This is a genomic window from Serratia sp. P2ACOL2 (assembly GCF_003691565.1).
Classification (GTDB): Bacteria; Pseudomonadota; Gammaproteobacteria; order Enterobacterales; family Enterobacteriaceae; genus Serratia; species Serratia liquefaciens.
The window spans coordinates 3,642,256-3,661,651 of record NZ_CP033162.1 but is presented as its reverse complement, the minus strand read 5'-3'; the positions used below and the strand labels follow the sequence as shown (position 1 = coordinate 3,661,651).

14 protein-coding genes and 1 pseudogene are annotated in these 19,396 nt (G+C 52.4%); 6 read left to right on the top strand and 9 right to left on the bottom strand.

The annotated features are described in order from the left end of the window. Positions 1–7: 7 nt before the first annotated feature. The 3 genes from EBA31_RS17840 to EBA31_RS17830 form a co-directional block, all read right to left on the bottom strand. On the bottom strand, positions 8–1,021 hold the full coding sequence (locus tag EBA31_RS17840; protein ID WP_122079892.1) for a zinc-binding alcohol dehydrogenase family protein: 1,014 nt from the start codon (positions 1,019–1,021) through the stop codon (positions 8–10). Positions 1,022–1,023: 2 nt separating this feature from the next. Beyond that, on the bottom strand, positions 1,024–2,328 hold the full coding sequence (locus tag EBA31_RS17835; protein ID WP_122079891.1) for an MFS transporter: 1,305 nt from the start codon (positions 2,326–2,328) through the stop codon (positions 1,024–1,026). A 70-nt stretch (positions 2,329–2,398) separates the two neighbouring features. Continuing rightward, a complete protein-coding gene (locus EBA31_RS17830; RefSeq protein ID WP_046373070.1) occupies positions 2,399–3,085 on the bottom strand; it encodes an RraA family protein in 687 nt (228 codons plus the stop codon). A 288-nt stretch (positions 3,086–3,373) separates the two neighbouring features. Between EBA31_RS17830 and EBA31_RS17825 the strand changes: the two genes are divergently transcribed. After that, positions 3,374–4,102, top strand: a complete 729-nt coding sequence (locus tag EBA31_RS17825; RefSeq protein ID WP_122079890.1) for a FadR/GntR family transcriptional regulator — start codon at positions 3,374–3,376, stop codon at positions 4,100–4,102. 60 nt (positions 4,103–4,162) lie between these two features. Here EBA31_RS17825 and ubiG read toward each other — a convergent pair whose 3' ends face one another. Beyond that, a complete protein-coding gene (gene ubiG / locus EBA31_RS17820) occupies positions 4,163–4,888 on the bottom strand; it encodes a bifunctional 2-polyprenyl-6-hydroxyphenol methylase/3-demethylubiquinol 3-O-methyltransferase UbiG (RefSeq protein WP_115058429.1) in 726 nt (241 codons plus the stop codon). Positions 4,889–5,100: 212 nt separating this feature from the next. On the opposite strand from ubiG, the gene gyrA reads away from it, so the two are divergent. Together gyrA and rcsC are read left to right on the top strand one after the other, a co-directional pair. Beyond that, positions 5,101–7,752: a DNA topoisomerase (ATP-hydrolyzing) subunit A gene (gyrA, locus tag EBA31_RS17815; RefSeq protein WP_122079889.1), complete on the top strand. Its 2,652-nt coding sequence runs from the start codon at positions 5,101–5,103 to the stop codon at positions 7,750–7,752. Between the two features lie 164 nt (positions 7,753–7,916). Beyond that, positions 7,917–10,787 carry a two-component system sensor histidine kinase RcsC gene (rcsC, locus tag EBA31_RS17810; RefSeq protein ID WP_122079888.1) on the top strand — a complete coding sequence of 957 codons (2,871 nt, stop codon included), beginning with the start codon at positions 7,917–7,919 and terminating at the stop codon, positions 10,785–10,787. Positions 10,788–10,837: 50 nt separating this feature from the next. Here the strand turns inward: rcsC and rcsB are convergent, their stop codons facing one another. The 4 genes from rcsB to EBA31_RS17790 are packed head-to-tail and all read right to left on the bottom strand — an operon-like array spanning position 10,838 to position 15,818. Further along, a complete protein-coding gene (gene rcsB, locus EBA31_RS17805; protein ID WP_004947156.1) occupies positions 10,838–11,488 on the bottom strand; it encodes a response regulator transcription factor RcsB in 651 nt (216 codons plus the stop codon). Beyond that, a complete protein-coding gene (rcsD, locus tag EBA31_RS17800) occupies positions 11,481–14,183 on the bottom strand; it encodes a phosphotransferase RcsD (RefSeq protein ID WP_122079887.1) in 2,703 nt (900 codons plus the stop codon). The genes rcsB and rcsD overlap by 8 nt, the downstream gene beginning before the upstream one ends. A gap of 21 nt (positions 14,184–14,204) precedes the next feature. Next, on the bottom strand, positions 14,205–15,359 hold the full coding sequence (locus tag EBA31_RS17795) for an MFS transporter (RefSeq protein ID WP_122079886.1): 1,155 nt from the start codon (positions 15,357–15,359) through the stop codon (positions 14,205–14,207). 54 nt (positions 15,360–15,413) lie between these two features. Continuing rightward, positions 15,414–15,818: a DUF4186 domain-containing protein gene (locus tag EBA31_RS17790; protein WP_122079885.1), complete on the bottom strand. Its 405-nt coding sequence runs from the start codon at positions 15,816–15,818 to the stop codon at positions 15,414–15,416. A gap of 721 nt (positions 15,819–16,539) precedes the next feature. Here EBA31_RS17790 and ompC point away from each other — a divergent pair. Together ompC and EBA31_RS27260 are read left to right on the top strand one after the other, a co-directional pair. Further along, entirely contained in the window at positions 16,540–17,670 is a 1,131-nt protein-coding gene (gene ompC / locus EBA31_RS17785) for a porin OmpC (protein WP_122079884.1), read from the top strand. Between the two features lie 153 nt (positions 17,671–17,823). After that, positions 17,824–18,239: pseudogene (locus EBA31_RS27260) on the top strand (VOC family protein). On the opposite strand, the gene EBA31_RS17775 reads toward EBA31_RS27260, so the two are convergent. Further along, on the bottom strand, positions 18,233–18,811 hold the full coding sequence (locus EBA31_RS17775; protein ID WP_122079883.1) for a TetR/AcrR family transcriptional regulator: 579 nt from the start codon (positions 18,809–18,811) through the stop codon (positions 18,233–18,235). The pseudogene EBA31_RS27260 and the gene EBA31_RS17775 overlap by 7 nt on opposite strands. A gap of 129 nt (positions 18,812–18,940) precedes the next feature. Here EBA31_RS17775 and EBA31_RS17770 point away from each other — a divergent pair, with 129 nt between their 5' ends. Then, positions 18,941–19,390, top strand: coding sequence for a nuclear transport factor 2 family protein (locus EBA31_RS17770; protein WP_122079882.1), 450 nt, complete (start codon positions 18,941–18,943; stop codon positions 19,388–19,390). Positions 19,391–19,396: the final 6 nt, after the last annotated feature.

Genomic DNA, 19,396 nt, shown 5'->3' with positions numbered 1-19,396 from the left:
ATTGCGGTTAAAAGGCGATAAGTATTTTGGTCACGGCACCAGGATCGGCTGTCCACGCCATAAAGGCTTCACCTGCCTGGTCGAGCGGGTAATGAGTGGTGATAATTGAATGCAGGGGATAGCGCTGTTGTTCCATCAAGGCCAGTACGGCGCGAAAATCTGCCACCGTGGCGTTTCGTGAGCCGCGGATATCCACCTCTTTCAGCAAAAAAAGCGCGCTGTTGTAGTTAACCGGTTTTTTTGCGTAGCCGACGTAAACGATGCGGCCAGAAAAGGCGACCAGTTCGAGAGATTGCTCGATTGAAGAGGTTTGCCCGGCGGCCTCAATGACCAATGCCGGGCCACGGCCTTCGTCGATCCTGCCCAGCTCGTCGGCGAGGTCGACCTTTGCCCCATTGAGGAATGAGCAAGCGCCGCAGGCCAGAGCCACGGCCTGTTTGCGATCGTCTATGTCTATGGCGATCACTCGTGCTCCCATTGCTGCGGCGGCGGCTATGGCCCCCAGACCAATGACACCGCAACCTATCACGGCCACCCATTCTCCAACCTGAATGGCACCACGACGGGCGGCGTGCAGCCCAACGGCCAGAGGTTCAACCAGAGCCAGTTCATCAAAGCTCAGGGCATTGCAAACAAGAATTTTATTCGCTGGGATAACCAGCCTTTGCGCCATACCACCCTGACGCTGGACGCCGAGCGTTTGATTGTGCTTACAAGCGTTCGGCCTGCCAGCAAGGCAACTGCTGCAAACCCCGCATTCTGTGCAAGGCAAGACCACCACACGATCGCCCGCTTTGGCCGTCGTGACATTGCACCCTGTGCGGATAACTTCGCCGCTAATTTCATGGCCTGGGATGCAAGGGTAGACAACCAGGGGGTTAAACCCACGGTAGGTATTTAAATCGGAGCCGCAGAGGCCGACGCGCTGAACATCAATAAGAACATCATTATCACCGCATACGGCCTCAGGGATATCGACGAACTCGGTATGGGAATTTTTATCAATGGTTAATGCTTTCATTATTATTGTTTCCTCAGGTTTGTTAAGGTGTCCGTGAGAGGTTGTGCTTTTTTATTTGAATTAATGGGTTTGACAAATAACGCTACGCTTAATGCGCCGAAAATACCTACGACACCGGCTAATACGAAGGCTGAAATAAAACTGCCACCGCTGTATTGAACAATAAAACCGGTCAGAATAGGGGCGATCATGCCTGAAGTATTCGCCAGCAGGTGAACAAAGCCGCCCACGCCACCCACTTTATCTGCGGAAATACTGTCGGAAATAATAGACCAGGGCGATGATGCTGCCAGATACATAAAGAATATGCCGAAGGACATCATAATGACGGCAAAGGTCACGGAGTCGACGATCCCGGCAATACAGATGCATACAGACGAGGCAATTAAACCGACAACAATAAGCAGCTTTCTGGAAAAAAGTAATCTTCCGCTTTTCTTGTAAATATAATCGGAGACAGCGCCTCCCATGACCATGCCCACACTGCCAAGTAACCACGGAATCGAGGAGGCAATGCTCATTTCAGCAATGTTCAGCCCTTTTGCCATTGAGAGGTAGCTGGGAAACCAGGTCAGGAAGAAATAAAGAATATAGTTGATGGCAAAGAACGCCATGCCGGTCGCCAAAACCAGTGGCTGTGTCAGATAAAAGCGAAACGGCAGCTTGGTCTGGGTATCATGGTTTACCGGCGCATTGTGCAGAGCCGTTTCAAACTCTTCAATTTCAATAGGTTGGGTTTTCGGGTGATCTTTAGGGTGGTCAGTAAAGTTTTTCAGCCAGAAGAAGGTCCACACAAAGCCAAGTGACATGAGGATGATAAAGGCCACTCGCCAGTTCCACATAATGATCAGGAATCCAACGATGGGGCCCGCGATAGCCCCTCCAAGTGGGTTGCCTGCATTGGCAATACCAATGGCGCGTGCGCGCTGGTGAATCGGGATCCAGTGGGTGATGACCTTATTGATGTTGGTGCTGACCGGGCCTTCGCTCATCCCAAAAATGACTCTAATAATAAATAGGATGATGTAGCTGAAAGCGACCCCTGTCAGACCACAGAATAACGACCAGGTAAGCATGGCAATGGCCATCACTTTGCGCGGGCCGTAAATGTCAGACAGGTACCCCCCGACGAAGTTAAATAAGGCATAGCCGAAAAAGAAGCTGCTCAGCATTACACCAATTTCAGCAGGAGAGAGTTGTAGATAATCTTTTATATAGGGCATGGCAACAGAAAATGCAGCCCGATCCAGGTAGTTAATAATGCTGGCTATAAACAAGAGTGTTATTATTTTATTTCTCTGTTTCATGATTGCATACTCATATTGTATGACTAAATATAAACCCACCTTGCCAATCAATATTATGGGCTTGGTGAAATCACATTACGCCAAAGGTTTCGAATGCCTCTACCGTGCTCATGCCATTGCTGATGGCCGTCCTGACGCGATTCTCTGTGGAGACTTTTTCTAATGCCAAACTAATGGCGTCACGTTCAACTTCTTGCGGGATGATTAATACACCATCGCGATCGCCATAGACGATATCGCCTGGGTGTACCCTTATTCCGTTAAATTCAATAGGAACGCGATAATCGATCACCTTTCCTCTGGGGCCTTGATCTTGTGCATAAGTGCCGTGCGAGAAAGTGGGGAAATTTAATTCCAGAATTTCATTGCTGTCGCGTACATAACCATCAAGCACGGCGCCAGCCGCTTTCAGATGACGAGCCCGGGTTGACATCAGGCCGCCCCAAAGCGCGTAACGCAGAGAACTTCCCGTGGCGATGTACACCTCGTCTTCTTTCAACGAGTCCAGTGCTTCAAACATTAACCCAAAAGGCTGTTGGGTGATTTCGTTATGCCCAGAGCTGGATTTGAGCTCGTAGACATCGGCTTCGAGCACCGGCATCGCTCTGCCGGCAACCACCATATTCATCTGAAGCGGTTTAATGGAGGGGGCAAAAAACTGATGTAAAAATCCCATAGTATCAAGAATATCCCCCACAACGGCGGGGAACAGCTTGGTGCGCATCAGTTGGAACAGCTCTTTATCATTCGACCACATTTTTTTCTCCTGAAAAGACAATTTCTATTTGGCCTCAAGAGCAGGCACGAGTGTTTGCACAGGAAAAATTACGCGCAACCTATCAACCTGTCAAACAGGTTGATAGGGATGATTTTATATATGATATTAAGCTCACATTTTTAGTAAAATGGCGGCGAGAACCGCCCGGAAGGGGCCGTTGATGGTGTTGAATTGTGGTGGTGGTCTGAGAGAAGAAAATATCGTGATGTTTTCTGCTTTGTTCTTCATCCAGTACATTTGAAGTTGTAAATTTTGGAGTCGTTTAAAATGGATACAAAGATGCCGATTCAGAGCCACACATTGTCCTCGCAAATCAAGCATTACGTGCTGGATATGATAAGCCAGCAACAGTTGACGCCGGGGATGGCGGTTCCAAGCGAAGTAAAATTAATTGAGGAACTGGGTGTCAGTCGAGGGGTGATCCGTGAGGCATACCGTTCGTTGTCAGCACTGGGGATCCTGGAGATAAAAAGCGGTAAAGTCCCGCGGGTGAAAGCGTTCGACAGCAGCGTGCTTGAGCTTATTTTTGGCTTTGCCATCGCTTCAAACCAGGTGTCGGTCTCCCAGATTCTGAGCGTGCGCCAGTGGCTTGAAATCGGCAGTGCCGGCATGGCGGCGACCAACGGCAATGAGGAGGATTTTCGCCAACTGCAAGATGAGATGAAGCAGATTGAGGCGTGCATCTTTGACGCTGAAAAATTTATTCAGCATGACATTAACTTCCATCTCATTATTGCCAGGGCATCTCGCAACCCTCTGTCCGCTATTTTATTGCAATCCCTGCATGAACAACTCAGACGTTCTATCCATGCCGGTCTCGAAGCGCAAAGTGGAACCGACGCCGAAAGAAAACAGATTGTCTCTTTGCATCAGGATATTTGCGATTGCGTTTGCGCCAAGGACGCGGAAGGAGCCATGAAAGCGATGACGAACCATTTTAATACGGCGGTCAACTCTTTGATTGAAAAGGGCGAGAAGGCCAATGACGGGGCCTGAAGAAGGGCATTTATTTTTGTGCGGCGAGCGCTTAAATACTCACCGCATTTGAGAGCGGCATCAGCCTTCGTGTTGAGTATGTACCATGTAGTTCACATCAACGTTGCCGCCCAGCTTGAAGTGGTCGGTGATCGGGTTGTAATGCAGGCCAATCATGTGTTTTTCGCGCAGCGGCGTGTGGTCGATCCAGCCGATCAGTTCAGAAGGGCGGATGAACTTCTTATGGTCGTGGGTACCCTGAGGGACCATCTTCAGAATATATTCCGCACCTATGACCGCCATCAGCCAGGCCTTGGTGTTGCGGTTGATGGTGGAGAAGAACACATGACCACCCGGTTTGACCAGGTGAGCGCAGGCGCGCACCACCGAAGCCGGATCGGGAACGTGCTCCAGCATTTCCATGCAGGTCACGACGTCGTATTTTTGCGGGTTGGCCTGGGCGTGGCTCTCTACCGTTTCCTGCACGTAATTCACATTCATGCCGGTTTCCAGCGCGTGTAATCGGGCCACTTGCAATGGCTCGGCGCCCATGTCCAAACCGGTCACTTTGGCACCTTCACGCGCCATGCTTTCCGCCAGAATGCCGCCACCGCAGCCCACGTCGAGGACGGTTTTATCAAAAATGCCGCCTGAACGTTGCAGGATATAATTCAGACGCAGCGGGTTGATACGGTGCAGCGGTTTGAACTCACCTTCCAAATCCCACCAGCGAGAGGCCACGGCCTCGAACTTGGCGATTTCCTGATGGTCTACGTTTTGCGCTTGGCTGGATGATTCTGCATTCATGGGCGTATTTGGCTCCTGGTTCTCGTTGCGCGGATTATACATGTTCCGGCGCAGCGCCGTCTGCGCCGATGCATTTTTAGCGCACATATATGCACAATTTCAGTGAATCGGCGGCGGTTATTTTCCCGTAAAGCGTGCTTTGTGATATAGTTTTACACCTTTGCCACTATGGCAGCGGGCAGATGAATCATTAGTAGAGGGATAGCAGCTCCATGAGCGACCTTGCCAGAGAAATCACACCGGTAAACATCGAAGACGAGTTGAAAAACTCGTATCTGGACTACGCGATGTCCGTAATTGTCGGACGTGCGCTGCCAGATGTTCGTGATGGACTGAAGCCGGTACACCGCCGCGTTTTGTACGCGATGAACGTACTGGGTAACGACTGGAATAAACCATACAAGAAATCGGCCCGTGTCGTCGGGGACGTCATCGGTAAATATCACCCACACGGTGACAGCGCGGTTTACGACACCATCGTGCGTATGGCTCAACCTTTCTCACTGCGCTATATGCTGGTGGACGGTCAGGGTAACTTCGGTTCCGTCGACGGCGACTCCGCCGCGGCAATGCGTTATACCGAAGTGCGCATGTCAAAAATTGCTCACGAACTGCTGGCGGATCTGGAAAAAGAAACCGTCGACTTCGTGCCTAACTACGATGGCACCGAGCAGATCCCAGCCGTCATGCCAACCAAGATCCCGAACCTGCTGGTTAACGGCTCGTCGGGTATTGCCGTGGGTATGGCCACCAACATTCCGCCGCATAACCTGTCAGAGGTTATCAACGGCTGTCTGGCCTACATCGATGATGAAAACATCAGCATCGAAGGCCTGATGGAACACATCCCGGGGCCGGACTTCCCGACTGCGGCGATCATCAACGGTCGCCGCGGTATCGAAGAGGCCTACCGCACCGGGCGCGGCAAGATCTATCTGCGCGCACGCGCTGAAGTGGAAGCCGATGCCAAGACCGGGCGCGAAACCATTATTGTTCACGAGATCCCGTATCAGGTGAACAAGGCGCGTCTGATCGAGAAGATCGCCGAGCTGGTTAAAGAAAAGCGCGTGGAAGGCATCAGCGCACTGCGCGACGAGTCCGACAAAGACGGTATGCGTATCGTGGTTGAGATCAAACGCGATGCGGTTGGCGAAGTGGTACTGAACAACCTGTACTCACTGACGCAATTGCAGGTCACCTTCGGCATCAACATGGTGGCATTGCACCAGGGCCAGCCGAAGTTGCTGAACCTGAAAGACATTTTGCAGGCGTTTGTTCGTCACCGCCGTGAAGTGGTCACCCGTCGTACCATCTTTGAACTGCGTAAAGCTCGCGATCGCGCCCACATTCTGGAAGCCTTAGCTATCGCTCTGGCCAACATCGATCCGATCATCGAACTGATCCGTCGTGCGCCAACCCCTGCGGAAGCGAAAGCCGGTTTGGTCGCTCAGGCGTGGGATCTGGGTAATGTAGGTGCCATGCTGGAACGCGCGGGTGATGACGCGGCTCGCCCTGAGTGGCTGGAGCCGGAGTTCGGTATCCGTGACGGCAAATATTACCTGACTGAGCAGCAAGCTCAGGCGATTTTGGATCTGCGCCTGCAGAAACTGACCGGCCTGGAGCATGAAAAGCTGCTGGACGAGTATAAAGAGCTGCTGACCGCCATTGCCGAGCTGATCTTTATTCTGGAAAACCCAGACCGCCTGATGGAAGTGATCCGCGAAGAGCTGGTCGCAATTAAAGAGCAGTACAACGACGGCCGCCGTACCGAGATCACCGCCAACACGTCCGATATCAATATCGAAGACCTGATCAACCAGGAAGACGTGGTAGTTACGCTGTCGCACCAGGGCTATGTGAAGTATCAGCCATTGAGCGACTATGAAGCGCAACGCCGCGGCGGTAAGGGCAAGTCTGCTGCACGTATTAAAGAAGAAGACTTTATCGATCGTCTGTTGGTGGCTAACACCCACGATACGATCCTGTGCTTCTCCAGCCGTGGCCGCCTGTACTGGATGAAGGTGTATCAACTGCCTGAAGCCAGCCGTGGCGCACGTGGTCGTCCAATCGTCAACTTATTGCCGCTGGAGGCCAATGAGCGTATCACCGCCATTCTGCCGGTGCGCGAGTATGAAGAAGGGCGTCATGTGTTCATGGCAACCGCTAGCGGCACCGTGAAGAAAACCGCGTTGACCGACTTTAGCCGCCCACGCAGCGCCGGCATCATCGCCGTTAACCTCAATGAGGGTGACGAGCTGATTGGTGTTGACCTGACCGACGGCAGTAACGAAGTCATGCTGTTCTCCGCCAACGGTAAAGTGGTTCGCTTCCCGGAAACGCAGGTGCGTTCAATGGGCCGTACGGCTACCGGCGTGCGCGGTATCAACCTGGGTGAAGGCGACAGCGTTATCTCCCTGATTGTGCCTCGCGGTGAAGGCGATATTCTGACCGTTACCCAGAACGGCTACGGTAAGCGTACTGCGGTCACCGAATACCCGACCAAGTCACGTGCCACCCAAGGGGTTATCTCCATCAAGGTGAGCGAGCGTAATGGTCAGGTAGTGGGTGCGGTGCAGGTGGATACCACCGATCAGATCATGATGATCACCGATGCCGGTACGCTGGTGCGTACTCGCGTTTCGGAAGTCAGCGTGGTTGGCCGTAATACCCAGGGTGTTACGCTGATCCGTACTGCGGAAGATGAGAATGTCGTCGGCCTGCAGCGCGTTGCCGAACCGGTAGAAGACGAAGAACTGGATAGTCTGGAAGCCGGCGCAGAAGCCGTAGAAGAAGACGCTACGCCGCTGGACGAAGGCGACGACGATTCTGAAGCGGTAGACGACGCGGAAGATGACAACGCCTAAGCCATAGTGGGCGACTAACGCCACTATTGCACTGAGAAATACAGGGCCTGGCAGCGATGCTAGGCCCTTTTTCAGTTATATGGTTTAATTAGCGAACTCAAGCCAACAGCTCCCGGCTCTGCTATGAACGCGCTGGTCACCACTCACATTTGTATGGTATCCGATTGAAATATTTAGCCTCTTTTCGCACCACGTTAAAGATTTCCCGCTATCTGTTCCGGGTGCTGGCGATAATGCTGTGGTCGTTGGGGGCGTTGCTCACCACTTTCTATATCCTGAATATCCTGCATCAGAAAGAGTCTGACATTCGGCAGGACTACAATCTGAATTTTGATCAGGCGCAGGGCTACATCCGCCATTCGGCCGATATCATTCGTGATATCAAATATATGGCAGAAAACCGCCTCAATGGCTCGGTCAGCAGCCTGGACATGTTCAGCGGCATCTTTCCCGGCAAGAGCAGCCCGCCAGAGTTTTTCCCGCTCTATCCGGAGTCCAACTGTTCACTTAATAGCACTTACCGCAGCTCGCTCAATTCGCTGAGCGGGTTGATCCAGTATTGGAAAGAGAATTTTGTCGCGGCCTACGATCTCAACCGGGTGTTTTTTATCGGCGGGGATAGCCTGTGCATGGCGGAGTTCGGCGGCAGCAGCGGCGTAGCCAACCGCTCAGATGCGCTGAAAACGCTGCATGAGCGCATCCTTAAATATCGCAACGCCAAGAACCAGGATAAAGACAATAACCTGTACTGGATCAGCCCAAGCCAGCAGCGGCCGGATGTCGGCTATCTGTATGTACTGACGCCAATCTATATTGGCTCCAAGCTGGAAGCGTTGCTGGGCATTGAGCAGACTATACGTCTGGAAGACTTCGTGACTACCGGCAACCTGCCGATCGCCGTCACCCTGCTGGATGAGAACAACGAACCGATACTGCAGCTGGCGGATGGTGAGCGCAATGCGCAAGCGCCCGACAGTTATCCGCTGGAACAAGCCTACTTTGGTTACGTCGATAATTACCGCGACCTGATCATGAAAAAGGCGTTGCCGCCATCCTCGCTCAGCATCGTGTATGCGGTGCCGGTGAAGACGGTGGTTGAGCGCTTCAAAATGCTGATCCTCAATGCGGTGCTGCTGAATCTGCTGTCCGCCATCGTGCTGTTCACCCTGGCCTGGCTGTTTGAACGCAAAATGTTCCTGCCGGCAGAGGATAACGCCTTCCGGCTGGAAGAACATGAGCAGTTTAACCGTAAAATTGTCGCCTCGGCGCCGGTGGGCATCTGTATTCTGCGCATCAGCGACGGCACCAATATCCTCAGTAACGAACTGGCGCACAATTACATCAACTTACTGACCCACGAAGACCGTGACCGCATTACGCGTATCATCTGCGAACAGCAGGTGAATTTTGTCGATGTGATGACCAGCAATAACAATAACCTGCAGATCAGCTTCGTTCATTCTCGCTATCGTAATGAGGATGTGGCGATTTGTGTGCTGGTGGATGTCAGCGCCCGCGTGAAAATGGAAGAATCGCTGCAAGAGATGGCCGCCGCCGCGGAACAGGCCAGCCAATCGAAATCGATGTTCCTGGCGACCGTTAGCCATGAGCTGCGTACGCCGCTGTACGGCATTATCGGCAACCTCGATTTGCTGCAGACCAAGGCGTTACCGCAGGGCGTTGATCGACTGGTCAATGCGATGAACAACTCTTCCGGGCTGCTGCTGAAGATCATCAGCGATATTCTGGACTTCTCGAAAATTGAATCCGAGCAGTTGAAGATTGAACCGCGGGAGTTCTCCTGTCTGGAGGTAATTACCCACATCGCCGGCAACTACTTACCGCTGGTGGTGAAGAAGCGGTTGGGGCTGTACTGCTTTATCGAGCAAAACGTGCCTGAGCGCATTTCCGGCGATCCGGTACGGTTGCAGCAGGTGTTGTCCAACTTGTTGAACAACGCCATTAAGTTCACCGATACCGGCTGCATCATCCTGCAGGTCTGCACCCGCGGCAATTATCTGGAATTCAGCGTTCGTGACACCGGCGTTGGTATCCCGGAGAAAGAAATTACCCGCCTGTTTGACCCGTTCTTCCAGGTGGGCAGCGGTGTGCAGCGCCATTTCCAGGGTACCGGGCTGGGGCTGGCGATTTGCGAGAAGCTGATCAACATGATGGACGGCGACATTGCCGTTGAATCCGAACCGGGATTAGGCAGCCTGTTCACCATCCGTATTCCTCTGTTTAGCGCCCAGTTCCCGATCCCGCAGCCGAGCGATACCTGGCAGGGCAAAACGCTGTGGCTGGATATTCGCAACCAGCGGCTGGAAAGTTATCTGATGGAGATCCTGGGCGGCTATGGTGCGACGGTATTACGCTATCAGGGGCAGGACACCGCTGAAGGCGAGGTGATGCTAAGCGATCACCCGTTGAGGGTCAGCACGCCGCTGCTGGCGCAGATCCAATTTTCTATCGAGCACATCGGCCCATCGCAGGAAACACGCCCGGGTTACTGGATGCACAGCACCTCGACGCCGCGCGAAACCCTCATACTGCTCAACCGACTGTTTGGCACCCGGGATGAGAGTGGCAGTGGCCTGATGCAATTGCCGGTGCCAACCAAGGCCAGCCAGGTCGACAACGGTGATATTCATTTATTGGTGGTGGACGACCATCCGATCAACCGCCGGTTGCTGTCCGATCAGCTTAGCTCGCTGGGTTACCTGGTGGTGACCGCCAATGATGGGCTCGACGCGCTGGACGTGCTGAGTCGCAATACCGTTGATATCGTGCTGACCGACGTCAATATGCCGAACATGGATGGCTATCACCTGACCCAGCGCCTGCGTGAATTGCAGTTTACTTCCCCGGTGATCGGGGTTACGGCGAATGCCCTGGCGGAAGAGAAGCAGCGCTGTATTGAGGCCGGCATGGATAATTGCCTGTCGAAACCGGTAACGCTGGAAACGCTGGAGCAAACATTGGCCTATTACAGCCAGCAGGTGCGCCACGTACGCGCCGAGTCAGAAGAGGCCTAAAAGCAAAAGGGCGCAGCAAAATGCCACGCCCTTGTTAACTACCGTGTTCTTTATTCTTTGTCCAGCGGTGCCATGCTGACGGAAGAGAGGTAGTTGAGCAGCGCAATATCGTTCTCGACACCCAGCTTCATCATCGCCGATTTCTTCTGGCTGCTGATGGTTTTGATGCTGCGGTTGAGTTTCTTGGCGATTTCGGTCACCAGGAAACCTTCGGCGAACAGACGCAGTACTTCGCTCTCTTTTGGCGACAGGCGCTTGTCACCGTAGCCGCTGGCGCTGATCCTCTCCAACAGCTTGGAGACGCTTTCCGGCGTGAACTTCTTGCCTTTTTGCAGTGCGGCCAGCGCTTTCGGCAGGTCGGTAGGCGCGCCCTGTTTCAGTACGATACCTTCGATATCCAGATCCAACACGGCGCTCAGAATGGCCGGGTTGTTGTTCATGGTCAGAACGATGATCGACAACTGCGGATAATGGCGTTTGATGTATTTGATCAGCGTAATGCCGTCGCCATATTTATCGCCCGGCATTGAAAGGTCGGTGATCAGTACGTTGGCGTCCAGCTTGGACAGATTGTTGATCAGTGCTGTTGAGTCTTCAAACTCCCCAACGACATTCACCCATTCAATTTGCTCAAGTGACTTCCGGATGCCAAACAGTACGATAGGATGGTCATCAGCAATAATTACGTTCAGGTTATTCATGTTGTTGGCTACCTTGCTCCAGCAGTCTGCTGACGAAAAAATCAATCTGACTGATGTTATTCTCGATCTTGAGCGCATCACCGTCTGCGATGTGCTGTTCTAACGATTCACACAGTTGCTTGCCGGGAAGCAGATTTAACATGGCAAACACGCCTTTCAGGCGGTGTGCTGTCTGTGACAGAGCATTGAAATCACTGCTGCCCGCCTCAGTATACAGTTTTTTGATATCGTCGGGTACTGTATCAACAAACAGGCCATAGTAATCACTTGATTTCAATTGTTTTTCATAGAGTTGGATATCATCGGCGGTCAGCGAAAGCGGACTTTCCGGCTGTTCCAACGCGGCCATTTGCTGCTCAATCAGCATCAGCACGGCGTCTATCATTGCGCCACTCAGGTTATAGTTTACCCGAATATACCGTTTTTCAAGCTGTTGCCATCCGGCCTCATCGCTGGTCAGCAGCAGGGTATAATCGTCAGCCCTTTGCGGGTTGTCGGTCAGTAGAACGTCGTAGTCGCGGTTAACCTGGCGTTCATCGGCAATGATGCAGCTCGCGCCATAGGCGTGCAGCAGATGGGTCACAATGCCGCGCACCTCTTCAGAAGTGATGTCCAACAGCGCGGTCACGCCATCGAGCAGTTTTTCCTGCGCTTCCGTCTCCTTTTTCTCCATTTCCATCGGTACGCGAATGGTGTAGCGGGTGCCGATGTCGACCTTGCTGCGAATATCCAACTGGCCGTTGAGTTTTTTGCATAGCTGGTTGCACAAGAAGAAGGTCAGGCCGGAACCATGATTAAAACGATCCACCAGCGTCTGGCTGAGGAACGGATAGTTGAGGTTACTGATTTCCTCGTTGGAAATACCCGAGCCGGTATCATTGATGTGGAACACCAGGCGATCGGGGTGCTCGGGTTCATGATCAACCACCAGAGAAATCTTGCCGCAGGCGGTAGTGATAATCGCGTAATGCACCAGCAGCGAGATCACCTTGCGTAGCGCGTTAGCGTCACCGATATATTGCTGCTCGACATCAAGCTGGAAATGATTGAAAAGCGACAGTCCTTTTTGATTGATGGAAGGCAGGGCTTCACGCAGTAATTCATCTATCAGGGCCAAAGGGCTGAAAGGGTGGCGCGAAGGTTGCCAGTCCTGAGTTTCCAGCCGGGTGAGCAGGGTGATGTTTTCAATCAAGCCCAGCACCGAGGATGACTGTGCGGTCAACTCTGTTAGCAGCGCTTGCTGTTGTTCTTCATCCGGTTGCGTACGCAGGCGATCGGCCAGATCGTGCATTTGGCGCACCGGTTGGTTCAGTTCGATCCCCAGATTGTGCAGCATCAGTTTGCGTGCCTGTACATTTTTGTCGTACTCGCGCTGTGCCTGCTGCAACCGCTTGTTGACCATGACTTCCTTGTCCTGATCGTTTAACAGGAACAGGTAAGTTTCCGCTGAGAGCTGGCTGCGGAAAATGCGAATTTCATACACCTCATTGTTGACCGTCGCTTGAATCACCCCGTGGTGCTGTTCGGCCATATGGGCAATTTTTTGTAGGCTCAGGTGAGGCAGCAGATGTTGGGCAATCTTATTGCTGGCGATCACCGTATTGCTGGCAAAGTTGTACACCAGCAGGCCGGAAGGCAGGCTGGCGATAATCTCTTGATTCAGCGCGCGTTCGGCCTCCAGTTCAACCGCCATGTTCTCGCTAGGGCGAATGTATTGTCGACGAATAAAGTAGATGCCTGCCAGCGACAGCGCCAACAGCAACAGATTGATGGCGATTAACCAGATATTGTTACGCAGCAGGTCGATCGCCAGGCTGATGGCGGAAACCCGATAAACCACTTTCAGCGGTGCGTTAGGCAGGGAGGCCGTGAAGTCGACCCAGTTGCCGCTCATCGTTATACCGGCGTTGGGGGTGCCTTCAATCGGTAGAGTTCCATCGTCCAGATTGCTGTTATCGGGCAGCAGCATAAAGTTGGCACGCGCCATATTAATCGGGATGATATCGTTAATCGGCAAATCGAAGGCGATCACCGTGGCCAGATGCCCCGGTTGATTGAAGGTCGTACGGATTGAAAACGAATAGGCGTTTTGGAAACGTTGCTTGCGTAAGGCGGAAAAGCTTTCGCGCTCGTCGAGCATGTTCGCCTGTTGCAGCATTTCGGCGCGACGATCTTCCGCCGACGTCGTCAGGTAGTTTTCCTTGAAGCGAGAGGCCAACTCTTTTAACGGCTGAGTGGTGATCAGACTCAGGCTGTTGTCCTGACCATTAAGGTAATACATGGCGTAATTTTCGGTCTTGGCACCCCAGCGGGCATCCAGATAGTCCGAAATATTGGCGATCATCGCCAATGTCCCTTCTTCATGGCTGCCAAAAATGACCGCGTCGGTTTTCTTATGCGGTTTTTCCAGGTAGTAAACGTCCGGCCGCAGTCGGGTTTCCTGCAGGCTGGGATCGACGTTCAGGGAGGCCGCATTGCCGAATTTATCGTAGATCTGATAGGTGACGTAGCGATAGTTGTCGATGCGCTTTTGCAGCCCATTGGCGATGCTGTTCAGCGCATATTTTTTCTCCGCCAGCCAGGCGTTGGTATAGTTGTAGCCGTACAGGCCAATGGCAATTGTCAGCAGCACGGCAAATAGCAGGAAGCAGCGGGTAATATTGCTTGAGCTAATGGTCAGTTGTTTGTTTTGCATAGTTGGCTGCGCATTCCTGAATCAACGGGTTATCGCCCGGGCGCTGGCGGTAACAGCCAGGAGTAAGACGGCAACGCAGGCAAAGGCGACCGTCAGGCTGGAGAACTGGGCGATAAAGCCGATTAACGCCGGCCCGGCGAGAATACCGGCATAGCCTACGGTAGTCACTGAGGCGATAGCCAGATTGGCCGGCATATCATGTTGATTGCCTGCGGCACTGAACAGGATCGGCACCACGTTAGAGGCACCCAACCCTACCAGCATAAACCCGATCAACGAGACCATGGCATTATCGAACACAATCGCCATGCTCAGACCGATAGCGGCACACAGGCTGCCGAGCAGCAAGACCTTATATCTGCCCAGGGCGTTGACGATGCGGTCACCGTTCAACCTGCCGAGGGTCATGGTGATGGAGAACAACGCATAGCCTAATCCGGCCTGGCTGTGGTCAACCCCACGCAGGGTAGTGAGGAACAGGGCGCTCCAGTCGAGCATCGACCCTTCCGCCAGGAACATGATAAAGCACAGAATGCCGATAAACATGACCCAACCGCGTGGCACGACGAACATCGGTCCACCTTCTTCACCGCCGCTTTCGCGCAGTAAATTGCGGCTGGCTACGGTTAGCAACGCCGCGATGGTCAATACTGTGACACAGGTCGCCAACAGAGGGGAGAGTCCCAGCCACAACATGATGCTAACGCCCCCGGCGCCGGCAATGCCGCCAACGCTGAAGAAACCATGAAAGCCCGACATCATTGCCTTGCCGCTGGCACGCTCGACCACCACGGCCTGTATATTCATTGCCACATCGATCATGCCAATTGCTGCGCCAAACAGCAGCAGTGCCAACGCCATGCCCAGGGTGGTATTCATCAGCACCAGCAGCGGTAAATCGATGCAAAGCGCCAAACCAGCAAGCAAGATCACCGGCCGACAGCCCAATCTGCCGGTCAGAAAACCGGTGAGCGGCATCGCCAGCATCGAACCCGCACCAATGCACAGCAGCAACAGACCGAGAGAGCCATCATCAATGCCGATGCGCGCTTTGGCGAAGGGAACCAGGGGCGCCCAGGCGGCCATGCCGAACCCGGCGACAAAAAAGGCCAGCCGCGTGGCGATCTGAGCCGGTACCCCGGGTTTTTGCTGTTCATTGCATAAGGTGGATGTCATGTGGGCTTTGGGATCTATTGTGGAAGAGGGACTGAAAGTTATGGAATGTTTTTATCACAATCCGCGATCCGGGTCGAAAGGAATTGCGCCGTCATTGGCCTTCGGTGCTGCGCGACGTTCCAGCCACAGGCCAATGACCTGCACAATATACTGCTTTTGCTGTTCGCTCAGTGCTTGCCCTTGCGGAATGTTATGCCACTTGGCCAGGCAACCACGACAACAGGTCGCGGTGGCGTGCTGGGCGACAAACACCGGATGGCCGCGCATGGGGGTCTGCTTGCCGTCATTGTTCGGAAAAGGCGCAGCCAACCGTTGATCGATAAAATCTCGTGCATGGCTGAGGATCAGCGGCAAGCCTTTGGTTTCAAAATAAAGCTGGTCTTTGGGATTCAGACGAAATTTGGCGCGGAAAGGGGAGCTTTGTAGCCGACGCCATAGCGCTTCGGGTTGAAATAGCATGGTTCATCTTCTTCGGGGCATTTTGTGCAGGTTATCAAAATAGCAACCGTGCGACCAATGTTGTCGGTTCAAAACCCTGCAGCACGAAGCGAAAGTTATTTAAGCAATAAAATGCTTTCCAAATTAGTGCGCTTAATAAGTAGTCTAAAACAGAAGAAAAGATTAGCTATTAGTGCGGAAGTTAATTGGGGGGATAATATCTTCAAGTGATTATTTTTTGGCATAAAGTGCGAATTAAGATGAAATGTGAGCTAAGTATGAGGCAATAAAAAACCGGCCATAAGCCGGTTGAAGTGTACAGAATGTACAAAAAATTATCTTACAGATAATGAAGGTAATAATGAAAATAATGATGATAGCGGGATTATTATAACGTCAGCGTTATGGGATTCTTTTGGCACAATGTGCTTATTGATAGTGACTTTTGTATGGCTATCTTTTTTTTCTTAAGTTTTTGTATAACTACATGATTTTATATCTATAAGTGTGTTTTTTGTCATTGCGTGCCTTATTTTTTATGTCTGTAATGTTTTGTGGAAGTTCGCTCAATTTTACATTTGGAAACCTTTAATAATCACACTGAAACACTATCGGATACTTGGTATCATTTTCTTTCTGGATTAATATTACCCTTGTTACCAGAATGGTAATGCACAGTCGTGCTAATAATGCTCAAAAGGGCAGTGGCCATAGCTCGACATAATAAACGAGGATAATAACAATGAAACTTCGAGTTCTTTCTCTGATCGTCCCCGCACTGCTGGTTGCAGGCACCGCAGGTGCGGCGGAAATCTACAACAAAGACGGCAATAAACTGGATCTGTACGGCAAGATCAATGGTCTTCACTATTTCTCTGACAACAATGGCTCCGATGGCGACATGTCTTATATGCGTTTCGGCCTGCGTGGCGAAACACAAATCAGCGACCAGTTGACCGGTTTTGGTCAATGGGAATATCAGGCAAACCTCAACCATGCTGAAAGCCAAGACAACAAGAACTTTACCCGTTACGGCTTTGCCGGCCTGAAGTTTGGCGATTACGGTTCATTTGACTACGGCCGTAACACCGGCGTGCTGTATGACGTTGCCGCTTATACCGACTTGCAGCCAGAGTTCGATGGCTCCACTTACGGTGCCGACCAATTCATGTTCCAACGTTCCAGCGGTTTGGCAACTTACCGTAACACCGACTTCTTCGGTCTGGTTGACGGCCTGAACTTTGCTCTGCAGTACCAGGGTAAAAACGGCAGCGGCGAAGAGTCTAACAACGGCCGTGAAGTTCTCAATCAGAACGGCGACGGCTACGGCATGTCGGTGAACTACGACATCGGCTATGGCATCAGCGCTGCAGGTGCCTTCTTTAGTTCCAAACGTACCAGCGAGCAAAACGGCGGTGGCGCATACAGTGGCATCATGGGCCGTGGTGACCGTGCAGAAGGTTATTCTGGCGGTCTGAAATATGACGCCAACGACGCTTACCTGGCCGTGATGTTCACCCAGTCTTACAATGCCGCACGCTTTGGCTCTACCAGCAGCGATGCTTACGGTTATGCCAACAAGGCGCAAAGTATCGAAGCTTACGCACACTACCAGTTTGACTTCGGTCTGCGTCCATTCGTTGGTTATAACCAAACCAAAGGTAAAAACCTGGGTCTGGCCGCTAACGGCAAGGATTACGGCGACGAAGATCTGGTCAAATTTGTGGATCTGGGTGCGACCTACTTCTTCAACAAAAACATGTCCACCTACGTTGACTACAAAATCAACCTGTTGGACGACAACGACTTCACCAAGTCTGCCGGTATCAACACCGACAACGTGGTTGCCGTGGGCCTGGTTTACCAGTTCTAAGCAACAGAGTGTGAGTGTCACCACGCGGCCTTCGGGCCGCGTTTTTTTTGCCTGCGGTTTGGCACGAATTGGCATGAATGAGGCACGGATTGCCATTCTGAGATCCTGCGGCTTACCTAAACTTTCTACACAGAGATAAATCAGGAGGTTAGCATGGAACTCAGCATAAATCGGGTGGTTGAAACCGTACTGTACGTCAAAGATATCGAACGCGCCGCTGCATTCTATCAGCAGGTTTTAAAACTGCCGGTGATGGTGGCGAACGAGCGTTTCCGCGCTTACAACGTCGGTGAACAAAGCGTGTTGCTGTTGTTTATCGAAGGGGACTCGCTGAAAGGCGCGCATTATCCAGAAGGGTATATCCCCCGCATGACGGCAGCGGGCCACTGCATATCGGGTTAGCGGTGGCGAAAGAACAGTTGCCGCATTGGGAGCAACATCTGACGACTCAGGGGATCGAGATAGAAGGGCGGATGAGCTGGGATCACGGCGGTGAGAGCATCTACTTCCGCGATCCCGACGGTCATCTGATGGAGCTGGTGACGCCGGGGATTTGGGCCAATTACTGATGATGCCAAACTTCGGCTAAGGCCTTCAGCGTTTCCCTCAACAGCAATAAGGCATTCTGCGGTTGCTGCTCTATTTGCACCTTGACGATCGCCCCGTCAATCAGCATCGCCAGCATCTCTGCCCGTTGTTCTCGTTCCGGGCCAAGGGGCAGATAGCGAGCGATCTCTTCGGCCATTTGCTGCTTGTGTCGGCGGGCGATGTCCAGGCTTTCCGGCAACATATCCGCCAGTTCAACCGCCGTATTGATAAAAGCGCAGCCGCGGTAGTGCGGATCGCTAAACCATTCCTCAAGACAAGGCACCAAGGCAGGTAAGACATCCCCGAACTGCTCGACATACTGTGCCAGTGACTGACTGAACCAGCTCAACCATTGCTCATGGCGGTAAGCCAGAAACGCCTCAATCAACTCGTTTTTGCTGGGGAAATGGCGATAAAAGGTCACTTTTGCTACGCCAGATTCGCTAATGATGCGATCGATACCGGTCGCGCGTACTCCATCGCGGTAAAACAGATCGTGGGCTGTCAGCAGGATACGCTGGCGCGGGGGAAGAACCTGAGGGGGAGCGGACATTGAAATATCTCCTGAGCATTGATTTCAATGATTGTAGACAACTCTGTCTACATGCGCTAGCTTAATGACGTAGACAAACTTGTCTACATCAATTTAACCTCCGAGGTAAGCTATGAGCATTAAACCCCCTTGCCGCCCTTTACCCGTGAATCGGCGATTGAGAAAGTCCGTTTGGCGGAAGATGCCTGGAACAGCCGCGATCCGGAAAGGGTAGCACAGGTCTATTCGGTCGATACCCATTGGCGTAATCGCGCTGAGTTTGTTGATGGCCGTGAGGCTGTCTGTGCTTTTTTGCAACGCAAGTGGGCAAAGGAATTGGAATATCGGCTGATCAAAGAATTATGGGCATTTGACGGGGCGCGCATCGCAGTGCGTTTTGCTTACGAATGGCGTGATGACTCCGGCAACTGGTACCGCAGTTTTGGTAACGAGAACTGGGAGTTCAATACGGATGGCCAGATGATCAACAGACACGCCTGCATCAACGATATGCCGATCCGCGAGCAGGATCGGCAATTCCACTGGCCGCTCGGTCGCCGCCCGGATGATATTGCGGCCCTGAGCGAGTTTGGCTTCTGATTACCG